The following is a 14,738-nucleotide window of genomic DNA, read 5'->3' as shown; positions in this document are numbered from 1 at the left end:
GGCGCGCGGGCTCATGACGGCGCCCCAGCGATCTCGAGGGCGACGTCGAGGGCCCCGCCGCCGTCGGGCGAGGTCGCCACGACGTCGGAGAGGATCGCGATCGGCACGGATGCCGCTGCGGCGCGCTCGCGCAGGCGGTCGACGCGATCGGCGAGGTGGGCGCCCACGAGGAGCACGTCCGCGTCGGCGAGCGCCACGTCGAGCTGGGACTCGCTCGTCGCCGTCGCGCGCACCTCGAGCCCCCTGGCCGTGGCGGCCCTGCGGATCCGGTGGGCGACGAAGGTGCTCGAGGCGCCGGCCCCGCAGACCACGATGATGCGCATCGCTGAGCCTCCTCGCCCGGCCATCGCCCGGTCCTCGTCGATCGTTCGGCCGCGGCGACTGCCGCGATCGAGTCGATTCTGCCCGCGTCGCTCAGGAGGCAGCCACCCGATCTTCTTCCGCACCCCCGGAAAATCCGCGACGGATCCGCCCACCTCCCGCGGCGTCGATGGTTGACTGTCTGCACCGCACGGCGTCGCGTGGCGCCGAGGAACCGGAGCTGCAGTGGCCGAGAAATGGGAGCGCCTCGTCGACGCGCTCGGCCATGCCGACGGCTGGACGACCGCGTCGGAGCTCGCCGAGCGCCTCGGCGTGACGACGCGCACGATCCGCAACTACGCGGCGCAGGCGAACTCGGGCGGCGTCATCGTCGAGTCCGGCCCGGCGGGGTACCGCCTCGACCGCGCGGCCTGGGCGAACCGGGGCGCCCCCGCCCGGCGCGACTCCTCGCCGCAGGTGCGGGCCGTGCGAGTCATCCGCTCGCTCATCGACGCCACCGACGGGCTCGACGTGCACGAGACGGCGGACGCGAACCACGTCAGCGACTCCACGTTCGAGGCCGACCTCACGCGCGTGCGGGCGCGCCTCGACGGCACCGGGCTCACGCTCGTGCGGCAGGGCCCGCGCATCACGCTCGAGGGGCCCGAGACCGCCCGGCGGCGCCTGCTCGGCGCGCTGTTCCGCGACGAGTCGGCGCGCGGCATGCTCGAGCTCGACGCGCTGCGGGCCGCGTTCCCCGAGGTGTCCGAGTTCCGCACGGCGCTCGTCGCGGGCCTCGCCGACGCCGGCTACGCGCCCAACGAGTACGGGCTCAACGACGTGCTGCTGCACACCGCGATCGCGCTCGACCGCGTCGCCACGAATCACCCGCTCGACGAGTCCGACGCGGCGGCTCCCCCGGCGTCGACGGATGGCTCGACGTCCCCGGTCGCGGCATCCGCGTCGACCGCCGCCGACGGCCCGCTTGCGGAGCTCCTCGCCCGGCTCGTCGACGAGCACTTCGGCACCTCGGTCGGCCCGGCCGACCTCGCGCACCTGACCCGGCTCCTCGAGACGCGTGCCGCCACCCGCACCACGGCGGCGGCGCAGGCGGATGCCGCGGGCCGCCCGATCTCGCCGCGGGTGCCGCTCGTGCGGCGCATCGTCGCCGGCGCGTCGGCCGTGTACCTCGTCGACCTCGACGACGAGGACTTCATCGACCGCCTCGCGCTGCACGTCGACAACCTCGTCGCGCGGGCGAGCACGTCGAACCTCTCGCGCAATCCCCTCACGGCCTCGATCAAGGCCGCGTACCCGCTCATCTACGAGCTCGCCGTCTACATCGCGAGCGAGCTTGCCCGCACCGAGGGCATCGCGGTCGACGACGACGAGATCGCGTACATCGCGATGCACGTGGGCGCCTACCTCGACCAGCGCCGCTCGCGCGGCGAGATCGTGCGCGTCGCCGTCTCCGCTCCGGCGTACCACGACGTGCACACGGCGCTCGCGGCGCGCATCCGCTCGGCGGTCGACGACGAGGTCGAGCTCGTCGCGCCGGGTGAGGAGGCCGAGCGCGCTGACGTGCTCGTCGCGGTCATCGAGCCGTCGTCGCCCGTCGAACGGCTCGTGCTCGTGGCGCCGTTCCCCACGGAGGTCGACCTCGAGCGCGTGCGCGCCGAGATCGCCCGCGTGCGCCGGGCGCGCCGACGTGCCCGGCTCGCGGCGTCGCTGTCGCGCTACATCGCCCCCGAGCTGTTCGTGCGCGGGCTGCGGGGCTTCGATCGCGACGGCGCCATCCGGATGCTCGGCGACCGCATGATCTCGGCGGGGGTGATCGACCGCGCCTACGTGGAGGGCGCGCTCGAACGCGAGCGCCTGTCGTCGACGGCGTTCACCGAGCACCTCGCCGTGCCGCACGCGATGACCATGACCGCGCGACGCACCGCGATCGCGATCGCGATCGACGACGTGCCGATCGACTGGGGCGGCGCGAGCGTGAACGTCGTCGCGCTCATCGCGTTCGCCGAGAGCGGCCGGGCCGAGTTCCAGGAGGTGTTCGACCAGTTCGTCGAGGCGTTCTCGGAGCGCGAGAACGTGCAGCGCCTCGTGGTCGGGGCGACGGACTATCCCGGACTGCTCGCGGAGCTCTCACGGCTCATGGAGCCGCACGCGGCGTGACGGGCGCCGTCAGCGCGCGGCGATCGGCACGGGCACGACGCCGAACGGCGCGAGGCCGGCCGCGCCGCCGTCCTCCGCAGTGAGCACCCAGATGCCGTCCTCGTGCACGGCCACGGAGTGCTCCCAGTGCGCGGCGTCCGCGCCGTCGGAGGTCGTGACCGTCCACTCGTCGTCGCGCACGAAGGTGTCGATCGACCCGGCGACGATCATCGGCTCGATCGCGACCACGAGGCCGGGCCGGATCGCGGGGCCCTTCTGCCGGACCCGGTAGTTGAACACGGGCGGCTCCTCGTGCATGGTGCGCCCGATGCCGTGGCCGACGTAATCGGTGAGGATGCCGTACGAGCCCGCCGCCTCGACGTGCTCCTCGATCGCGGCGCCGACCTCGTTGAGGTGGCGCGCGGTCGCGAGCTCGGCGATGCCGCGCCAGAGCGCGGACTCCGTGACGTCGGACAACGCCTGGCGCGCCAGCACGACGTCGGGGCGCTCGGGATCGGGCAGCACGACCGTGAAGGCCGCGTCGCCGTTCCAGCCGTCGAGCTCGGCACCGCCGTCGACCGACACGATGTCGCCGGGCCGGAACGGGCGCTCACCGGGGATGCCGTGCACGACGTCGTCGTCCACGGACACGCAGAGCGTGTGGCGGTAGCCCGGCACGAGCTGGAAGTTCGGCCGGCCGCCGAGCCCGCGGATCACGCGTTCGGCCGCCGCGTCGAGCTCCAGCGGCGTCGCGCCCGGTGCGACGAGGCGCCGCGCCTCCGCGAGCGCCGCCGCGGTGGCCGCGCCCGCGGCCAGCATCGAGCGAAGCTCGGCCGGGGACTTGTAGATCGAGCGCTTGAACACGCGGACGGTCAGGCCGCTGCGCCGTTGCCGCCGTCGTGGCTCGCCGAGAGCCCGCGGGCGGCGAGCGCCTCGAAGATGCGCGCCGTGACCTCGTCGAGGGTGCCCACGCCGTCGATGTCGACGACGAGGCCCTGCCCGCGGTAGACGTCGAGGATCGGCGCCGTCTCGCGCTCGTAGATCGCGAGGCGGTTGGCGATGACCTCTTCGGTGTCGTCGGTGCGGCCCTGGTCGATGGCGCGCTGGCGCAGGCGCGCGATGCTCTCGTCGCGCGGCACGCTGAGCTCGATGACCGCGTCGAGGGCTTCACCGCGCGAGGCGAGGAAGTCGGCGAGGTCGTCGACCTGGCCCCGGTTGCGGGGGAACCCGTCGAGCAGGAAGCCGCCCGCGGCATCCGACTGCGCGAGCCGGTCACGCACCAGCTCGCAGGTGAGCTCGTCGGGGACGAGGTCGCCCGCCTCGACGATCGACTGCACCCGCTTGCCGAGCTCCGTGCCGCCCGAGATGTTCTCGCGGAACACGTCGCCGGTCGAGATGGACGGGACCCCGAAGGCCTCCGCGACGAGCACGCCCTGCGTCCCCTTGCCGGAGCCCTGCGGCCCGACGATCAGGAAGCGGGCGGAGCTGTTCGCGGAAGCCATCATCGGAGGAGCCCTTCGTAGTGGCGCTGCTGCAGCTGTGCGTCGATCTGCTTCACCGTCTCGAGGCCGACGCCCACGATGATCAGGATCGAGGCGCCGCCGAACGGGAAGTTCTGGTTGGCCCCGACGAGCGAGAAGGCGATGAGCGGGATGAGCGCGATGAGGCCCAGGTAGACCGAGCCCGGCAGCGTGATGCGCGTGAGCACGTAGTCGAGGTACTCGGCCGTGGGGCGACCGGCACGGATGCCGGGGATGAAGCCGCCGTACTTCTTCATGTTCTCCGAGACCTCGTCGGGGTTGAACGTGATCGCCACGTAGAAGTACGTGAACCCGACGATGAGCAGGAAGTACAGGAGCATGTAGAGCGGGTGGTCGCCCTTGGTGAGGTAGTTCGTGATCCACACGACCCACGGCTGCGGCTCCTCGCCCGCCGCGGGCTGGTTGAACTGGGCGATGAGGGCCGGCAGGTACAGCAGCGACGAGGCGAAGATGACGGGCACGACGCCGGCCATGTTGACCTTGATCGGGATGTACGTGTTGTTGCCGCCGTACGTGCGCCGGCCGACCATGCGCTTCGCGTACTGCACGGGGATGCGCCGCTGCGACTGCTCGACGAAGACGACGCCGACGACGACCAGCAGGCCGATCGCGATCACGACGGCGAACACGTCGAAGCCGCGCGAGATGGCGATCGCCCAGAGCGCGCCGGGGAAGGTCGCGGCGATCGAGGTGAAGATCAGGAGCGACATGCCGTTGCCGATGCCGCGCTCGGTGATGAGCTCGCCCATCCACATGATGAGGCCGGTGCCCGCCGTCATGGTGATGACCATGAGCAGGATCGCGTACCAGGCGTCGTTCGTGATGAGCTGCGAGCACTCGGGGGCGCTCGACGGGAACAGCGCGCCCGACCGGGCGACGGTGATGAGCGTCGTCGACTGCAGCACGCCCAGCGCGATGGTGAGGTAGCGCGTGTACTGCGTGAGGCGCGCCTGGCCCGCCTGGCCCTCCTTGTAGAGGGTCTCGAAGTGGGGGATCACCACGCGCAGCAGCTGCACGATGATCGACGCCGTGATGTACGGCATGATGCCCAGCGCGAAGATCGACAGCTGGAGCAGCGCGCCGCCCGAGAACAGGTTCACCAGCTCGTAGAGGCCGGATGCCCCCTGGCTCGCCGCCAGACACGCCTGCACGTTGCCGAAGTCCACGAACGGCGCCGGGATGAAGGAGCCGAGGCGGAACAGGGCGACGATGCCCAGCGTGAATCCGATCTTGCGTCGAAGATCCGGCGTGCGGAAGATCCGCCCGATGGCGTTGAACACTCGTCCTCCTGTAGCTCCGTCGTGGAGCGGGTTGCTGCGCTTGCGGACTCAGTCCGTATGCGGCTCGAGCCTGTCGAGACCCCCGTGAATCATACGCGAGGTCCCGACAGGCTCGAACAATCGGTGATGCCGCGGTCTACTTGACCGAGCCGCCGGCGGCGACGATCTTCTGCTCTGCGGAGCCGGAGACCTTGTCGACCTCGACGTTGAGCTTCACCTGGATGTCGCCGTTGCCGAGCACCTTGACGCGCTCGTTCTTGCGGACGGCGCCCTTGTCGACGAGGTCGGCGACGGTGACGTCGCCGCCCTTCGGGTAGAGCTCGGCGAGCTTGTCCAGGTTGACCACCTGGTACTCGACGCGGAACGGGTTCTTGAAGCCGCGGAGCTTCGGCGCACGCATGTGGTACGGAAGCTGGCCACCCTCGAAGCCGGGGCGGATGTTGTTGCGGGCCTTCGAACCCTTGGTGCCGCGACCGGCGGTCTTGCCCTTCGAACCCTCACCGCGTCCGACGCGGGTCTTGTCCTTCTTGGCACCCGGCGCCGGGCGAAGGTGGTGCACCTTCAGCACGGGCTCGCGCTTCGCGACATCCTGCTCGGCCTTCTTCGCCGGAGCCTTCTTCGCGGGGGCCTTGTCGGCCTTCGCGTCGTCGGCCTTGGCAGCGGCGGCCTTGGCGGGAGCCTTCTTCGCGGGAGCCTTCTCGGCCTTCGCGTCGTCGGCCTTGGCGGCCGGCTTCGCGGCGGCCCGGCGGGCCGGAGCCTTCTTCGGGGTCTCCTCGGCCACGGCCTCGTTCTTCTCTTCAGCCATTAGTCGATCTCCTCAACCTTCACGAGGTGGGCGACGGTCTTGACGTACCCGCGGTTCTGCGGGGTGTCGTCACGGACGACCGAGTCGCCGATGCGCTTGAGCCCGAGGCTGCGCAGCGTGTCGCGCTGGTACTGCTTCTCGCTCACCTTGGACTTGATCTGGGTCACCTTCAGCTGCTTGGCCATCAGGCACCTGCCTTCGCTGCTGCAGCGGCCTCGGCCGCCTGGGCCTCGGCACGCAGCAGACGGGCCGGGGCGACCTCGTCGTAGTCGAGACCACGACGCGCGGCGACCGCACGCGGCTCTTCGAGCTGCGAGAGCGCCTCGACCGTGGCGTGCACGATGTTGATGGTGTTCGACGAGCCGAGCGACTTGCTCAGGACGTCGTGGATGCCGGCGCACTCGAGCACGGCGCGCACCGGGCCGCCGGCGATGACGCCGGTACCGGGGGACGCCGGACGCAGCAGGACGACGCCCGCGGCGGCCTCACCCTGCACGGGGTGCGGGATGGTCGCTCCGACGCGCGGGACGCGGAAGAAGTTCTTCTTCGCCTCCTCGACGCCCTTCGAGATCGCGGTCGGGACCTCGCGCGCCTTGCCGTAGCCGACGCCGACCAGGCCGTTGCCGTCGCCCACGACGACGAGCGCCGTGAAGCTGAAGCGACGGCCGCCCTTGACGACCTTGGACACGCGGTTGATGGTCACGACGCGCTCGAGGAACTGGCTCTTCTCGGCGTCACGGCCACCGCGATCGCGGCTCTGGCCACGGTCGCGGCTGCCGCGACGAGCCTCGCGCGGCTCGTTCTGGGGAGCCTCGCTCGAAGCGGCGGTCTCCACGGGTGCCTCAGCAGCCACCTCGTTCTCCTTCTTGTTGTCAGTCACAGGCTCAGCCCCGCCTCTCGCGCACCATCGGCGATGGCGGCGACGCGACCGGCGTACTTGTTGCCGCCACGGTCGAAGACGACCGAGTCGATGCCGGCCTGCTTCGCACGCTCGGCCACGAGCTCGCCGACCTTCTTGGCCTTGGCGGTCTTGTCGCCCTCGAACGCGCGGAGGTCCGCCTCCATGGTCGAGGCCGAGGCCACCGTGCGGCCCTTGCTGTCGTCGACGACCTGCACGAAGACGTGGCGGGCCGAACGCGTGACGACGAGGCGCGGACGCAGCTCCGTGCCGACGATCTTCTTGCGAAGGCGGGTGTGGCGGCGCGAACGCGCGGCCGTCTTGCTCTTCACAGCCATGATTACTTACCTGACTTTCCGGCCTTGCGACGCACGACCTCGCCGGCGTAGCGGATGCCCTTGCCCTTGTACGGCTCGGGCTTCTTGATCTTGCGGATGTTGGCGGCGGTCTCACCGACGGCCTGCTTCGAGATGCCCGACACCGTGATCTTGTTGTTGCCCTCGACGGTCAGCGTGATGCCGGCCGGGGGCTCGACGGTCACCGGGTGCGAGAAGCCGAGCGCGAACTCGACGGCGCTGCCCTTCTGGGCGACGCGGTAGCCGGTGCCGACGATCTCGAGGCCCTTGGAGTAGCCCTGGGTCACCCCGAAGATGTCGTTGGCGATGAGCGTGCGGGTGAGGCCGTGGCGCGAACGCGAGTCGCGCTCGTCGTCGGGGCGGGTGACGAGGACCTGGTTGTCCTCGATCTTGACCTCGATCGGCGAGGGGACGGTCAGCGAGAGCTCGCCCTTCGGGCCCTTGACGGTGACGGCGCTGCCGTCGACCGAGACGTCGACACCGCTGGGGATGTCGATGGGAAGTCGTCCGATTCGTGACATGGAACTACCACACGTAGGCGAGGACTTCCCCACCCACGCCCTTCTTCTCGGCCTGGCGGTCGGTGAGCAGACCGCTGGAAGTGGACAGGATCGCGACGCCGAGGCCGCCGAGCACCTTGGGGAGCTCAGTCGACTTCGCGTACACGCGGAGGCCGGGCTTCGAGACCCGCTTGATGCCGGCGATGGAGCGCTCGCGGTTCGGGCCGAACTTCAGCTGCAGCGTGAGCGTCTTGCCCACGCGCGCGTCGGTGACCTCGAAGCCGGCGATGTAGCCCTCGTTGGCGAGGATCTCGGCGATGTGCGCCTTGAGCTTCGAGTTCGGCATCGACACGGAGTCGTGGTGCGCCGAGTTCGCGTTGCGAAGGCGGGTCAGCATGTCAGCGACCGGGTCGGTCATCGTCATGACGGATGTTTCCTTACGTTCACCAGGTTTCAGCACCCGTTACACGAGTGATGACCTGTGGTGGGAGGCGACGGCGGATGCCGTCACCGGGTGGATGCCGCGGGAGTCCCCTCGACGAGCTCGGGGATCGCCCGCGGCATCCGATGTTCAGTTCTCGGGCGTGCTGGTGCGGAACGGGAAGCCGAGCGCCTTGAGCAGCGCACGACCCTCGTCGTCGGTCTTGGCGGTGGTCACCACGGTGATGTCCATGCCGCGCACGCGGTCGATCTTGTCCTGGTCGATCTCGTGGAACACGGACTGCTCCACGAGGCCGAAGGTGTAGTTGCCCGTGCCGTCGAACTGGCGGTCCGACAGGCCGCGGAAGTCGCGGATGCGGGGCAGCGCCAGCGAGAGCAGGCGGTCGAGGAACTCCCACATGCGGTCGCCGCGCAGCGTGACGTGCGCGCCGATCGGCTGACCCTCGCGCAGCTTGAACTGCGCGATGGACTTGCGGGCCTTCGTGACCTGCGGCTTCTGGCCGGTGATGCGGGTGAGGTCGGCGATGGCGCCGTCGATGACCTTGCCATCGCGGGCGGCCTCGCCCACACCCATGTTCACGACGATCTTCACGAGGCCCGGGACCTGGTGCGGGTTGGTGTACCCGCTGGCCTCGGTGAGCGCCTGCGCGATCTCGGTCTTGTACTTCTGCTTGAGGCGCGGCTGGATCTTGCCAGCCGGCGCGGCAGTCGCGGTGTCAGTCATCGTTACAGGTCCTTACCTGACTTCTTCGCGTAGCGGACGCGGACCGTCTTCGTGACGCCGTCCTTGGTGACGGTCTCGTTGCGGAAGCCGACGCGGGTCGGCTTCTTCGTCTCGGGGTCGACGAGCGCGACGTTCGAGACGTGGATGGGGGCCTCGTGGGTCTCGATGCCGCCGGTCTTCGTGCCGCGCTGCGTCTGGCCGACGCGAACGTGCTTCGTGACGAAGTTCACGCCCTCGACGACGACGCGGTTCTCGGCGACGAGCACCTCGATGACCTTGCCCTGCTTGCCGCGGTCTCCGCCGCGGGCCTGGCTGCGGCCCGAGATGACCTGCACGAGGTCACCCTTCTTGATGTTGGCCATGACTCAGATAACCTCCGGTGCCAGCGAGATGATCTTCATGAACTTGCGGTCGCGGAGCTCGCGACCGACCGGTCCGAAGATACGGGTGCCACGGGGGTCACCGTCGTTCTTGAGGATCACAGCGGCGTTCTCATCGAACTTGATGTAGGAGCCGTCGGCACGACGGGTCTCCTTCACGGTGCGGACGACGACGGCCTTGACCACGTCGCCCTTCTTGACGTTGCCGCCGGGGATTGCGTCCTTGACGGTCGCGACGATGACGTCGCCGAGGCCGGCGTACCGGCGCTTCGAACCACCGAGGACACGGATCGTGAGCAGCTCCTTGGCGCCGGTGTTGTCGGCGACCTTCAGGCGCGATTCCTGCTGAAGCATCTTGGATTCCTTCTCTCAAGCAAGCCGGGGGCTTACTTGGCCTTCTCGACGATCTCGACCAGGCGCCAGTGCTTGGTGGCACTGAGGGGGCGGGTCTCGCTGATCACGACGAGGTCGCCGATGCCGGCGGTGTTCTGCTCGTCGTGCGCCTTGACCTTCGAGGAACGGCGCAGGACCTTGCCGTAGAGCGGGTGCTTCACGCGGTCCTCGACCTCGACGACGATGGTCTTGTCCATCTTGTCGCTGACGACGTAGCCGCGACGCACCTTGCGGTACGGGCGGTGCGAGGCCGTCTCGGCGACCTCGGCTGCATCAGCCTTCTTGGTCTCAGCCATGATCAGGCCTCCTTCGTCTCTGCGGCCTCGGCCGGGGCGTCAGCCTCGGCCTTGGCCTTCTTCGTCTTCTTCTCAGCCTTGGCCGGAGCCTCGACCGGGGCGGGCGTGGCACGGATGCCGAGCTCGCGCTCACGGATGACCGTGTAGATGCGGGCGATGTCGCGCTTGACCGCACGGAGGCGGCCGTGGCTCTCGAGCTGACCGGTGGCCGACTGGAAGCGCAGGTTGAACAGCTCCTCCTTGGCCTTCTTCAGCTCGTCGACGAGTCGCTCGTCTTCAAACGTGTCGAGCTCAACGGGGCTGAGCTCCTTGGTACCGACGGCCATTATGCGTCGCCCTCCTCGCGCTTGATGATGCGTGCCTTGAGGGGCAGCTTGTGGATGGCACGGGTCAGGGCCTCGCGAGCGAGCTCCTCGGAGACGCCCGAGACCTCGAAGAGGACGCGACCCGGCTTGACGTTGGCGACCCACCACTCGGGCGAACCCTTACCGGAACCCATGCGGGTCTCGGCGGGCTTCTTCGTGAGCGGACGGTCGGGGTAGATGTTGATCCACACCTTGCCGCCACGCTTGATGTGACGCGTCATCGCGATACGAGCGGACTCGATCTGACGGTTGGTCACGTAGGCGGGGGTCAGGGCCTGGATGCCGAACTCGCCGAAGGTGACCTTCGTGCCGCCGGTGGCGTGGCCCGAACGGCCGGGGTGGTGCTGCTTGCGGTACTTGACTCGACGGGGAATCAACATGGTTATGCCTCAACTCCTGCGGTCACCGGCTCGGCCTTGGGGGCGCGGTCGCGGCGAGGACGGTCATTGCGGTCGCGGGACGGCTTCTGGGCCGCCTGCTCGCGCGCGAGTTCCTTGTTGGTGATGTCGCCCTTGTAGATCCAGACCTTCACGCCGATGCGGCCGAAGGTGGTCTTCGCCTCGTAGAAGCCGTAGTCGATGTTCGCGCGGAGCGTGTGCAGGGGCACGCGGCCCTCGCGGTAGAACTCCGAGCGGCTCATCTCGGCGCCGCCGAGGCGGCCCGACACCTGGATGCGGACGCCCTTGGCGCCGGCGCGCTGCGCGCCCTGCAGGCCCTTGCGCATCGCGCGGCGGAAGGCCACACGAGCGGAGAGCTGCTCGGCGATGCCCTGGGCGACGAGCTGGGCGTCGGCCTCGGGGTTCTTCACCTCGAGGATGTTGAGCTGGATCTGCTTGCCGGTGAGCTTCTCGAGGTCGGCGCGGATGCGCTCGGCCTCGGCGCCGCGGCGGCCGATCACGATGCCGGGACGCGCCGTGTGGATGTCCACGCGGACGCGGTCGCGGGTGCGCTCGATCTCGATGCGGGACACGCCGGCACGGTCGAGCGACGTCTGGAGCAGGCGACGGATCTTGACATCCTCGGCGAGGTAGTCGGCGTAGCGCTGACCGGGCTTCGTCGAGTCGGAGAACCAGCGCGACACGTGGTCGGTGGTGATGCCGAGACGGAAGCCGTACGGGTTTACTTTCTGACCCATTACTTCGTACCCTCCTCGGGCGTGCCGAGCACGACGGTGATGTGGCTCGTGCGCTTGTTGATGCGGAAGGCACGACCCTGCGCACGCGGCTGGAATCGCTTGAGGGTGGTGCCCTCGTCGACGAATGCGCGCGTGATGTAGAGGTCCTGCTCGTCCAGGTAGGTGTTCGTGGCATCGGCCTTGACGCGAGCGTTCGCGATGGCCGAGGCGACGAGCTTGTACACGGGCTCGCTCGCACCCTGGGGTGCGAACTTCAGGATGGCGAGGGCCTCCTGTGCCTGCTTGCCGCGGATCAGGTCGACGACGCGGCGAGCCTTCATGGGGGTGACGCGGATGTGTCGCACTCGGGCGATCGACTCCACCATTTCTTCCTCCTTCACACCACCGCGGTCAGCGGCGGCGGCCCTTCTTGTCGTCCTTCACGTGTCCACGGAAGGTGCGGGTGGGCGCGAACTCGCCGAGCTTGTGGCCCACCATGGTCTCGGTGACGAACACCGGGATGTGCTTGCGGCCGTCGTGCACGGCGATCGTGTGGCCGAGCATGGCCGGCACGATCATCGAACGACGCGACCAGGTCTTGATGACGTTCTTGCTGCCCGCTTCGTTCTGGACGACGACCTTGCGAAGCAGGTGCTCGTCGACGAAGGGGCCCTTCTTGAGACTGCGAGGCATCTTCTCTTACTCCTACTTGCGCTTCTTGCCGACGGTGCGACGACGGACGATGAGCTTGTCGCTCTCCTTGTTGGGGCGACGCGTGCGACCCTCGGGCTGACCCCAGGGGCTCACCGGGTGGCGACCACCGGACGTCTTGCCCTCGCCACCACCGTGCGGGTGGTCGATCGGGTTCATCGCGACACCGCGGACCGTCGGGCGAACGCCCTTCCAGCGCTTGCGGCCGGCCTTGCCCCAGTTGATGTTCGACTGCTCGGCGTTGCCGACCTCGCCGACGGTCGCGCGGCAGCGCGCGTCGACGTTGCGGATCTCGCCCGAGGGCAGGCGCAGCTGGGCGTAGGGGCCGTCCTTCGCGACGAGGCGCACCGAGGCGCCCGCCGAGCGCGCCATCTTCGCGCCGCCGCCGGGGCGGAGCTCGATGGCGTGGATGACCGTACCGGTCGGGATGTTGCGCAGCGGCAGGTTGTTGCCGGGCTTGATGTCGGCGTTGGGGCCCGACTCGATCGGGTCGCCCTGCTGCAGCTTGTTCGGCGCGAGGATGTAGCGCTTGGTGCCGTCCACGAAGTGCAGCAGCGCGATGCGCGCGGTGCGGTTCGGGTCGTACTCGATGTGCGCGACCTTGGCGGGCACGCCGTCCTTGTCGTTGCGACGGAAGTCGATCACGCGGTACTGGCGCTTGTGGCCACCACCGATGTGACGCGTCGTGATGCGGCCCTGGTTGTTGCGGCCACCGGTCTTCGACAGGGGGCGGAGCAGCGACTTCTCGGGCGTCGAGCGCGTGATCTCCGCGAAGTCGGCGACCGACGAACCGCGACGACCCGGGGTCGTGGGCTTGTACTTACGAATAGCCATGTTTCTCTATGCTCCTCAGCCGACAGCCGTGAAGATGTCGATGGAACCGGACTTGAGGGTGACGATCGCGCGCTTGGTGTCCTTGCGCTTGCCGATGCCGAACCGGGTGCGGCGGGTCTTGCCCTGGCGGTTCAGGGTGTTGATCGTCGCGACCTGCACGTTGAAGATCTTCTCGATGGCGAGCTTGATCTCGGTCTTGTTCGAGCGGGGGTCCACGATGAACGTGTACTTGCCCTCGTCGATCAGGCCGTAGCTCTTCTCCGAGACGACCGGCGCGATGATGATGTCGCGCGGGTCCTTGTTCTGGGCGGCGCTCATGCGGAGACCTCTTCCTTCTTCGCCGACTTGGCGGCGATGAACGCCTCGAGCGCGGCCGTGCTGAAGACGATGTCGTCGGCGACGAGCACGTCGTAGGCGTTGAGCTGGTCGACCGGCAGCACGTGCACGGTCGGGACGTTGCGCACCGCGCGCTCGCTGAGCTCCTCGTCGCGCGTGAGCACGACCAGGTAGTGCTTCGCGGGGGCGATGCCCTCGAGGAGCGCGATCGCGTCGCGCGTCTTCGCCACGTCGCCGGCCACGAAGCCCTCGACCGCGTGGACGCGGCCGCCGCGGGCGCGGTCGGAGAGGGCGCCGAGCAGGGCGGCGGCGATCATCTTCTTGGGGGTGCGCTGCGAGTAGTCGCGCGGCTGCGGGCCGTGCACGATGCCACCGCCGGTCATCTGCGGCGCGCGGATCGAGCCCTGGCGGGCGCGGCCCGTGCCCTTCTGCTTGAAGGGCTTGCGGCCGGCGCCGGAGACCTCGCCGCGGGTCTTGGTCTTGTGGGTGCCCTGGCGCGCCGCGGCGAGCTGGGCGACGACGACCTGGTGGATCAGCGGCACGTTGGTCTGCACGTCGAAGAGCTCAGCGGGGAGCTCGACCGTGCCGGACTTCTTGCCGGTGACGTCGAGGGTGTCGATGGTGTTGGTCGCGGTAGCCATGGACTACGCCCCCTTCACTGCGTTGCGGACGAACACGAGACGGCCGCGAGCACCGGGAACCGCGCCCTTGACGAGCAGCAGGCCCTTCTCGGCGTCGACGGCGTGCACGCGGAGGTTGAGGACGGTGACGCGCTCGCCACCCATGCGACCGGCCATGCGCATGCCCTTGAAGACACGGCTGGGCGTCGAGGACGCACCGATCGAGCCGGGCTTGCGGTGGTTGCGGTGGGCACCGTGCGAAGCGGAGACGCCCTTGAAGTTGTGGCGCTTCATGACACCGGCGAAGCCCTTGCCCTTGCTCGTGCCGACGACGTCGACGAGCTGGCCGGCCTCGAAGGTGCCGTCGACCGTGAGCTCCTGGCCGAGCTCGTAGCTCGCGGCGTCGGCGGTGCGGACCTCGGCGAGGTGGCGGCGAGGGGTCACGCCTGCGGCCTTGAAGTGGCCGGCGGCGGGCTGGTTGACCTTGCGGGGGTCGATAGCGCCCGCGGCGATCTGCACGGCCTCGTAGCCGTCGTTCTCGGGGGTGCGCAGCTGGGTCACCACGTTGGGGGCGATCTCGATGACGGTGACGGGAACGAGCTTGTTGTTCTCGTCCCACACCTGGGTCATGCCGAGCTTGGTGCCGAGCAGACCCTTCACGTTCTTGGTAGCGGTGGACATCAGGTA

24 protein-coding genes are annotated in these 14,738 nt (G+C 69.2%); 1 reads left to right on the top strand and 23 read right to left on the bottom strand.

What is annotated here, in order from left to right; genetic code table 11:
* Nucleotides 1–11 precede the first annotated feature (11 nt).
* The gene (locus tag ACFVN5_RS06340; RefSeq protein ID WP_376953980.1) at nt 12–323 is read right to left on the bottom strand and encodes a PTS sugar transporter subunit IIB; all 312 of its coding nucleotides are present in this window, start codon (nt 321–323) and stop codon (nt 12–14) included.
* A gap of 223 nt (nt 324–546) precedes the next feature.
* Here ACFVN5_RS06340 and ACFVN5_RS06335 point away from each other — a divergent pair, with 223 nt between their 5' ends.
* Nucleotides 547–2,478, top strand: coding sequence for a BglG family transcription antiterminator (locus ACFVN5_RS06335; RefSeq protein WP_376953979.1), 1,932 nt, complete (start codon nt 547–549; stop codon nt 2,476–2,478).
* Between the two features lie 9 nt (nt 2,479–2,487).
* Here ACFVN5_RS06335 and map read toward each other — a convergent pair whose 3' ends face one another.
* From map to rplC, 22 genes are all read right to left on the bottom strand, one after another.
* Complete coding sequence (gene map, locus ACFVN5_RS06330; protein ID WP_376953977.1) at nt 2,488–3,321, bottom strand: type I methionyl aminopeptidase; 834 nt, start codon at nt 3,319–3,321, stop codon at nt 2,488–2,490.
* Nucleotides 3,322–3,329: 8 nt separating this feature from the next.
* Nucleotides 3,330–3,959: an adenylate kinase gene (locus ACFVN5_RS06325; RefSeq protein WP_376953976.1), complete on the bottom strand. Its 630-nt coding sequence runs from the start codon at nt 3,957–3,959 to the stop codon at nt 3,330–3,332.
* A complete protein-coding gene (secY, locus tag ACFVN5_RS06320; protein ID WP_376953975.1) occupies nt 3,959–5,278 on the bottom strand; it encodes a preprotein translocase subunit SecY in 1,320 nt (439 codons plus the stop codon). The genes ACFVN5_RS06325 and secY overlap by 1 nt, the downstream gene beginning before the upstream one ends.
* A gap of 136 nt (nt 5,279–5,414) precedes the next feature.
* Nucleotides 5,415–6,083 (bottom strand): 50S ribosomal protein L15, encoded by a 669-nt coding sequence (gene rplO / locus ACFVN5_RS06315; RefSeq protein ID WP_376953973.1) that lies wholly within the window; start codon nt 6,081–6,083, stop codon nt 5,415–5,417.
* A complete protein-coding gene (gene rpmD / locus ACFVN5_RS06310) occupies nt 6,083–6,268 on the bottom strand; it encodes a 50S ribosomal protein L30 (protein WP_130353506.1) in 186 nt (61 codons plus the stop codon). The genes rplO and rpmD overlap by 1 nt, the downstream gene beginning before the upstream one ends.
* A complete protein-coding gene (gene rpsE / locus ACFVN5_RS06305) occupies nt 6,268–6,963 on the bottom strand; it encodes a 30S ribosomal protein S5 (protein ID WP_376953971.1) in 696 nt (231 codons plus the stop codon). The genes rpmD and rpsE overlap by 1 nt, the downstream gene beginning before the upstream one ends.
* Nucleotides 6,960–7,319: a 50S ribosomal protein L18 gene (gene rplR, locus ACFVN5_RS06300; RefSeq protein WP_376953970.1), complete on the bottom strand. Its 360-nt coding sequence runs from the start codon at nt 7,317–7,319 to the stop codon at nt 6,960–6,962. Before rplR ends, rpsE begins: the two co-directional genes overlap by 4 nt.
* Before the next feature lie 2 nt (nt 7,320–7,321).
* The gene (rplF, locus tag ACFVN5_RS06295) at nt 7,322–7,858 is read right to left on the bottom strand and encodes a 50S ribosomal protein L6 (RefSeq protein WP_376953969.1); all 537 of its coding nucleotides are present in this window, start codon (nt 7,856–7,858) and stop codon (nt 7,322–7,324) included.
* Nucleotides 7,859–7,862: 4 nt separating this feature from the next.
* Nucleotides 7,863–8,261 (bottom strand): 30S ribosomal protein S8, encoded by a 399-nt coding sequence (gene rpsH, locus ACFVN5_RS06290; RefSeq protein WP_148733819.1) that lies wholly within the window; start codon nt 8,259–8,261, stop codon nt 7,863–7,865.
* Between the two features lie 147 nt (nt 8,262–8,408).
* Nucleotides 8,409–9,002 carry a 50S ribosomal protein L5 gene (gene rplE / locus ACFVN5_RS06285; protein WP_376953967.1) on the bottom strand — a complete coding sequence of 198 codons (594 nt, stop codon included), beginning with the start codon at nt 9,000–9,002 and terminating at the stop codon, nt 8,409–8,411.
* Between the two features lie 2 nt (nt 9,003–9,004).
* Nucleotides 9,005–9,364 (bottom strand): 50S ribosomal protein L24, encoded by a 360-nt coding sequence (rplX, locus tag ACFVN5_RS06280; protein WP_376953966.1) that lies wholly within the window; start codon nt 9,362–9,364, stop codon nt 9,005–9,007.
* 3 nt (nt 9,365–9,367) lie between these two features.
* On the bottom strand, nt 9,368–9,736 hold the full coding sequence (rplN, locus tag ACFVN5_RS06275) for a 50S ribosomal protein L14 (RefSeq protein WP_376953964.1): 369 nt from the start codon (nt 9,734–9,736) through the stop codon (nt 9,368–9,370).
* 32 nt (nt 9,737–9,768) lie between these two features.
* Entirely contained in the window at nt 9,769–10,071 is a 303-nt protein-coding gene (gene rpsQ / locus ACFVN5_RS06270; protein WP_148733815.1) for a 30S ribosomal protein S17, read from the bottom strand.
* Nucleotides 10,072–10,073: 2 nt separating this feature from the next.
* The gene (gene rpmC / locus ACFVN5_RS06265) at nt 10,074–10,397 is read right to left on the bottom strand and encodes a 50S ribosomal protein L29 (RefSeq protein WP_376953962.1); all 324 of its coding nucleotides are present in this window, start codon (nt 10,395–10,397) and stop codon (nt 10,074–10,076) included.
* The gene (rplP, locus tag ACFVN5_RS06260; protein ID WP_376953960.1) at nt 10,397–10,816 is read right to left on the bottom strand and encodes a 50S ribosomal protein L16; all 420 of its coding nucleotides are present in this window, start codon (nt 10,814–10,816) and stop codon (nt 10,397–10,399) included. The genes rpmC and rplP overlap by 1 nt, the downstream gene beginning before the upstream one ends.
* Before the next feature lie 2 nt (nt 10,817–10,818).
* Nucleotides 10,819–11,571: a 30S ribosomal protein S3 gene (rpsC, locus tag ACFVN5_RS06255; protein WP_376953959.1), complete on the bottom strand. Its 753-nt coding sequence runs from the start codon at nt 11,569–11,571 to the stop codon at nt 10,819–10,821.
* Entirely contained in the window at nt 11,571–11,936 is a 366-nt protein-coding gene (gene rplV, locus ACFVN5_RS06250; RefSeq protein WP_148733809.1) for a 50S ribosomal protein L22, read from the bottom strand. The genes rpsC and rplV overlap by 1 nt, the downstream gene beginning before the upstream one ends.
* Nucleotides 11,937–11,961: 25 nt before the next feature.
* Nucleotides 11,962–12,243 (bottom strand): 30S ribosomal protein S19, encoded by a 282-nt coding sequence (gene rpsS, locus ACFVN5_RS06245; protein WP_019181724.1) that lies wholly within the window; start codon nt 12,241–12,243, stop codon nt 11,962–11,964.
* A gap of 12 nt (nt 12,244–12,255) precedes the next feature.
* The gene (rplB, locus tag ACFVN5_RS06240; protein ID WP_376953958.1) at nt 12,256–13,095 is read right to left on the bottom strand and encodes a 50S ribosomal protein L2; all 840 of its coding nucleotides are present in this window, start codon (nt 13,093–13,095) and stop codon (nt 12,256–12,258) included.
* A 15-nt stretch (nt 13,096–13,110) separates the two neighbouring features.
* Nucleotides 13,111–13,413 carry a 50S ribosomal protein L23 gene (gene rplW / locus ACFVN5_RS06235; RefSeq protein WP_376953956.1) on the bottom strand — a complete coding sequence of 101 codons (303 nt, stop codon included), beginning with the start codon at nt 13,411–13,413 and terminating at the stop codon, nt 13,111–13,113.
* Nucleotides 13,410–14,072: a 50S ribosomal protein L4 gene (gene rplD / locus ACFVN5_RS06230; RefSeq protein ID WP_376953955.1), complete on the bottom strand. Its 663-nt coding sequence runs from the start codon at nt 14,070–14,072 to the stop codon at nt 13,410–13,412. The genes rplW and rplD overlap by 4 nt, the downstream gene beginning before the upstream one ends.
* Nucleotides 14,073–14,075: 3 nt before the next feature.
* Nucleotides 14,076–14,732: a 50S ribosomal protein L3 gene (rplC, locus tag ACFVN5_RS06225; RefSeq protein WP_376953954.1), complete on the bottom strand. Its 657-nt coding sequence runs from the start codon at nt 14,730–14,732 to the stop codon at nt 14,076–14,078.
* Nucleotides 14,733–14,738: the final 6 nt, after the last annotated feature.

The organism is Agromyces sp. NPDC057865, assembly GCF_042796995.1.
Taxonomy (GTDB): domain Bacteria; phylum Actinomycetota; class Actinomycetes; order Actinomycetales; family Microbacteriaceae; genus Agromyces.
The sequence above is the reverse complement of the archived record's forward strand: the minus strand, read 5'-3'. Positions and strand labels throughout refer to the sequence as shown.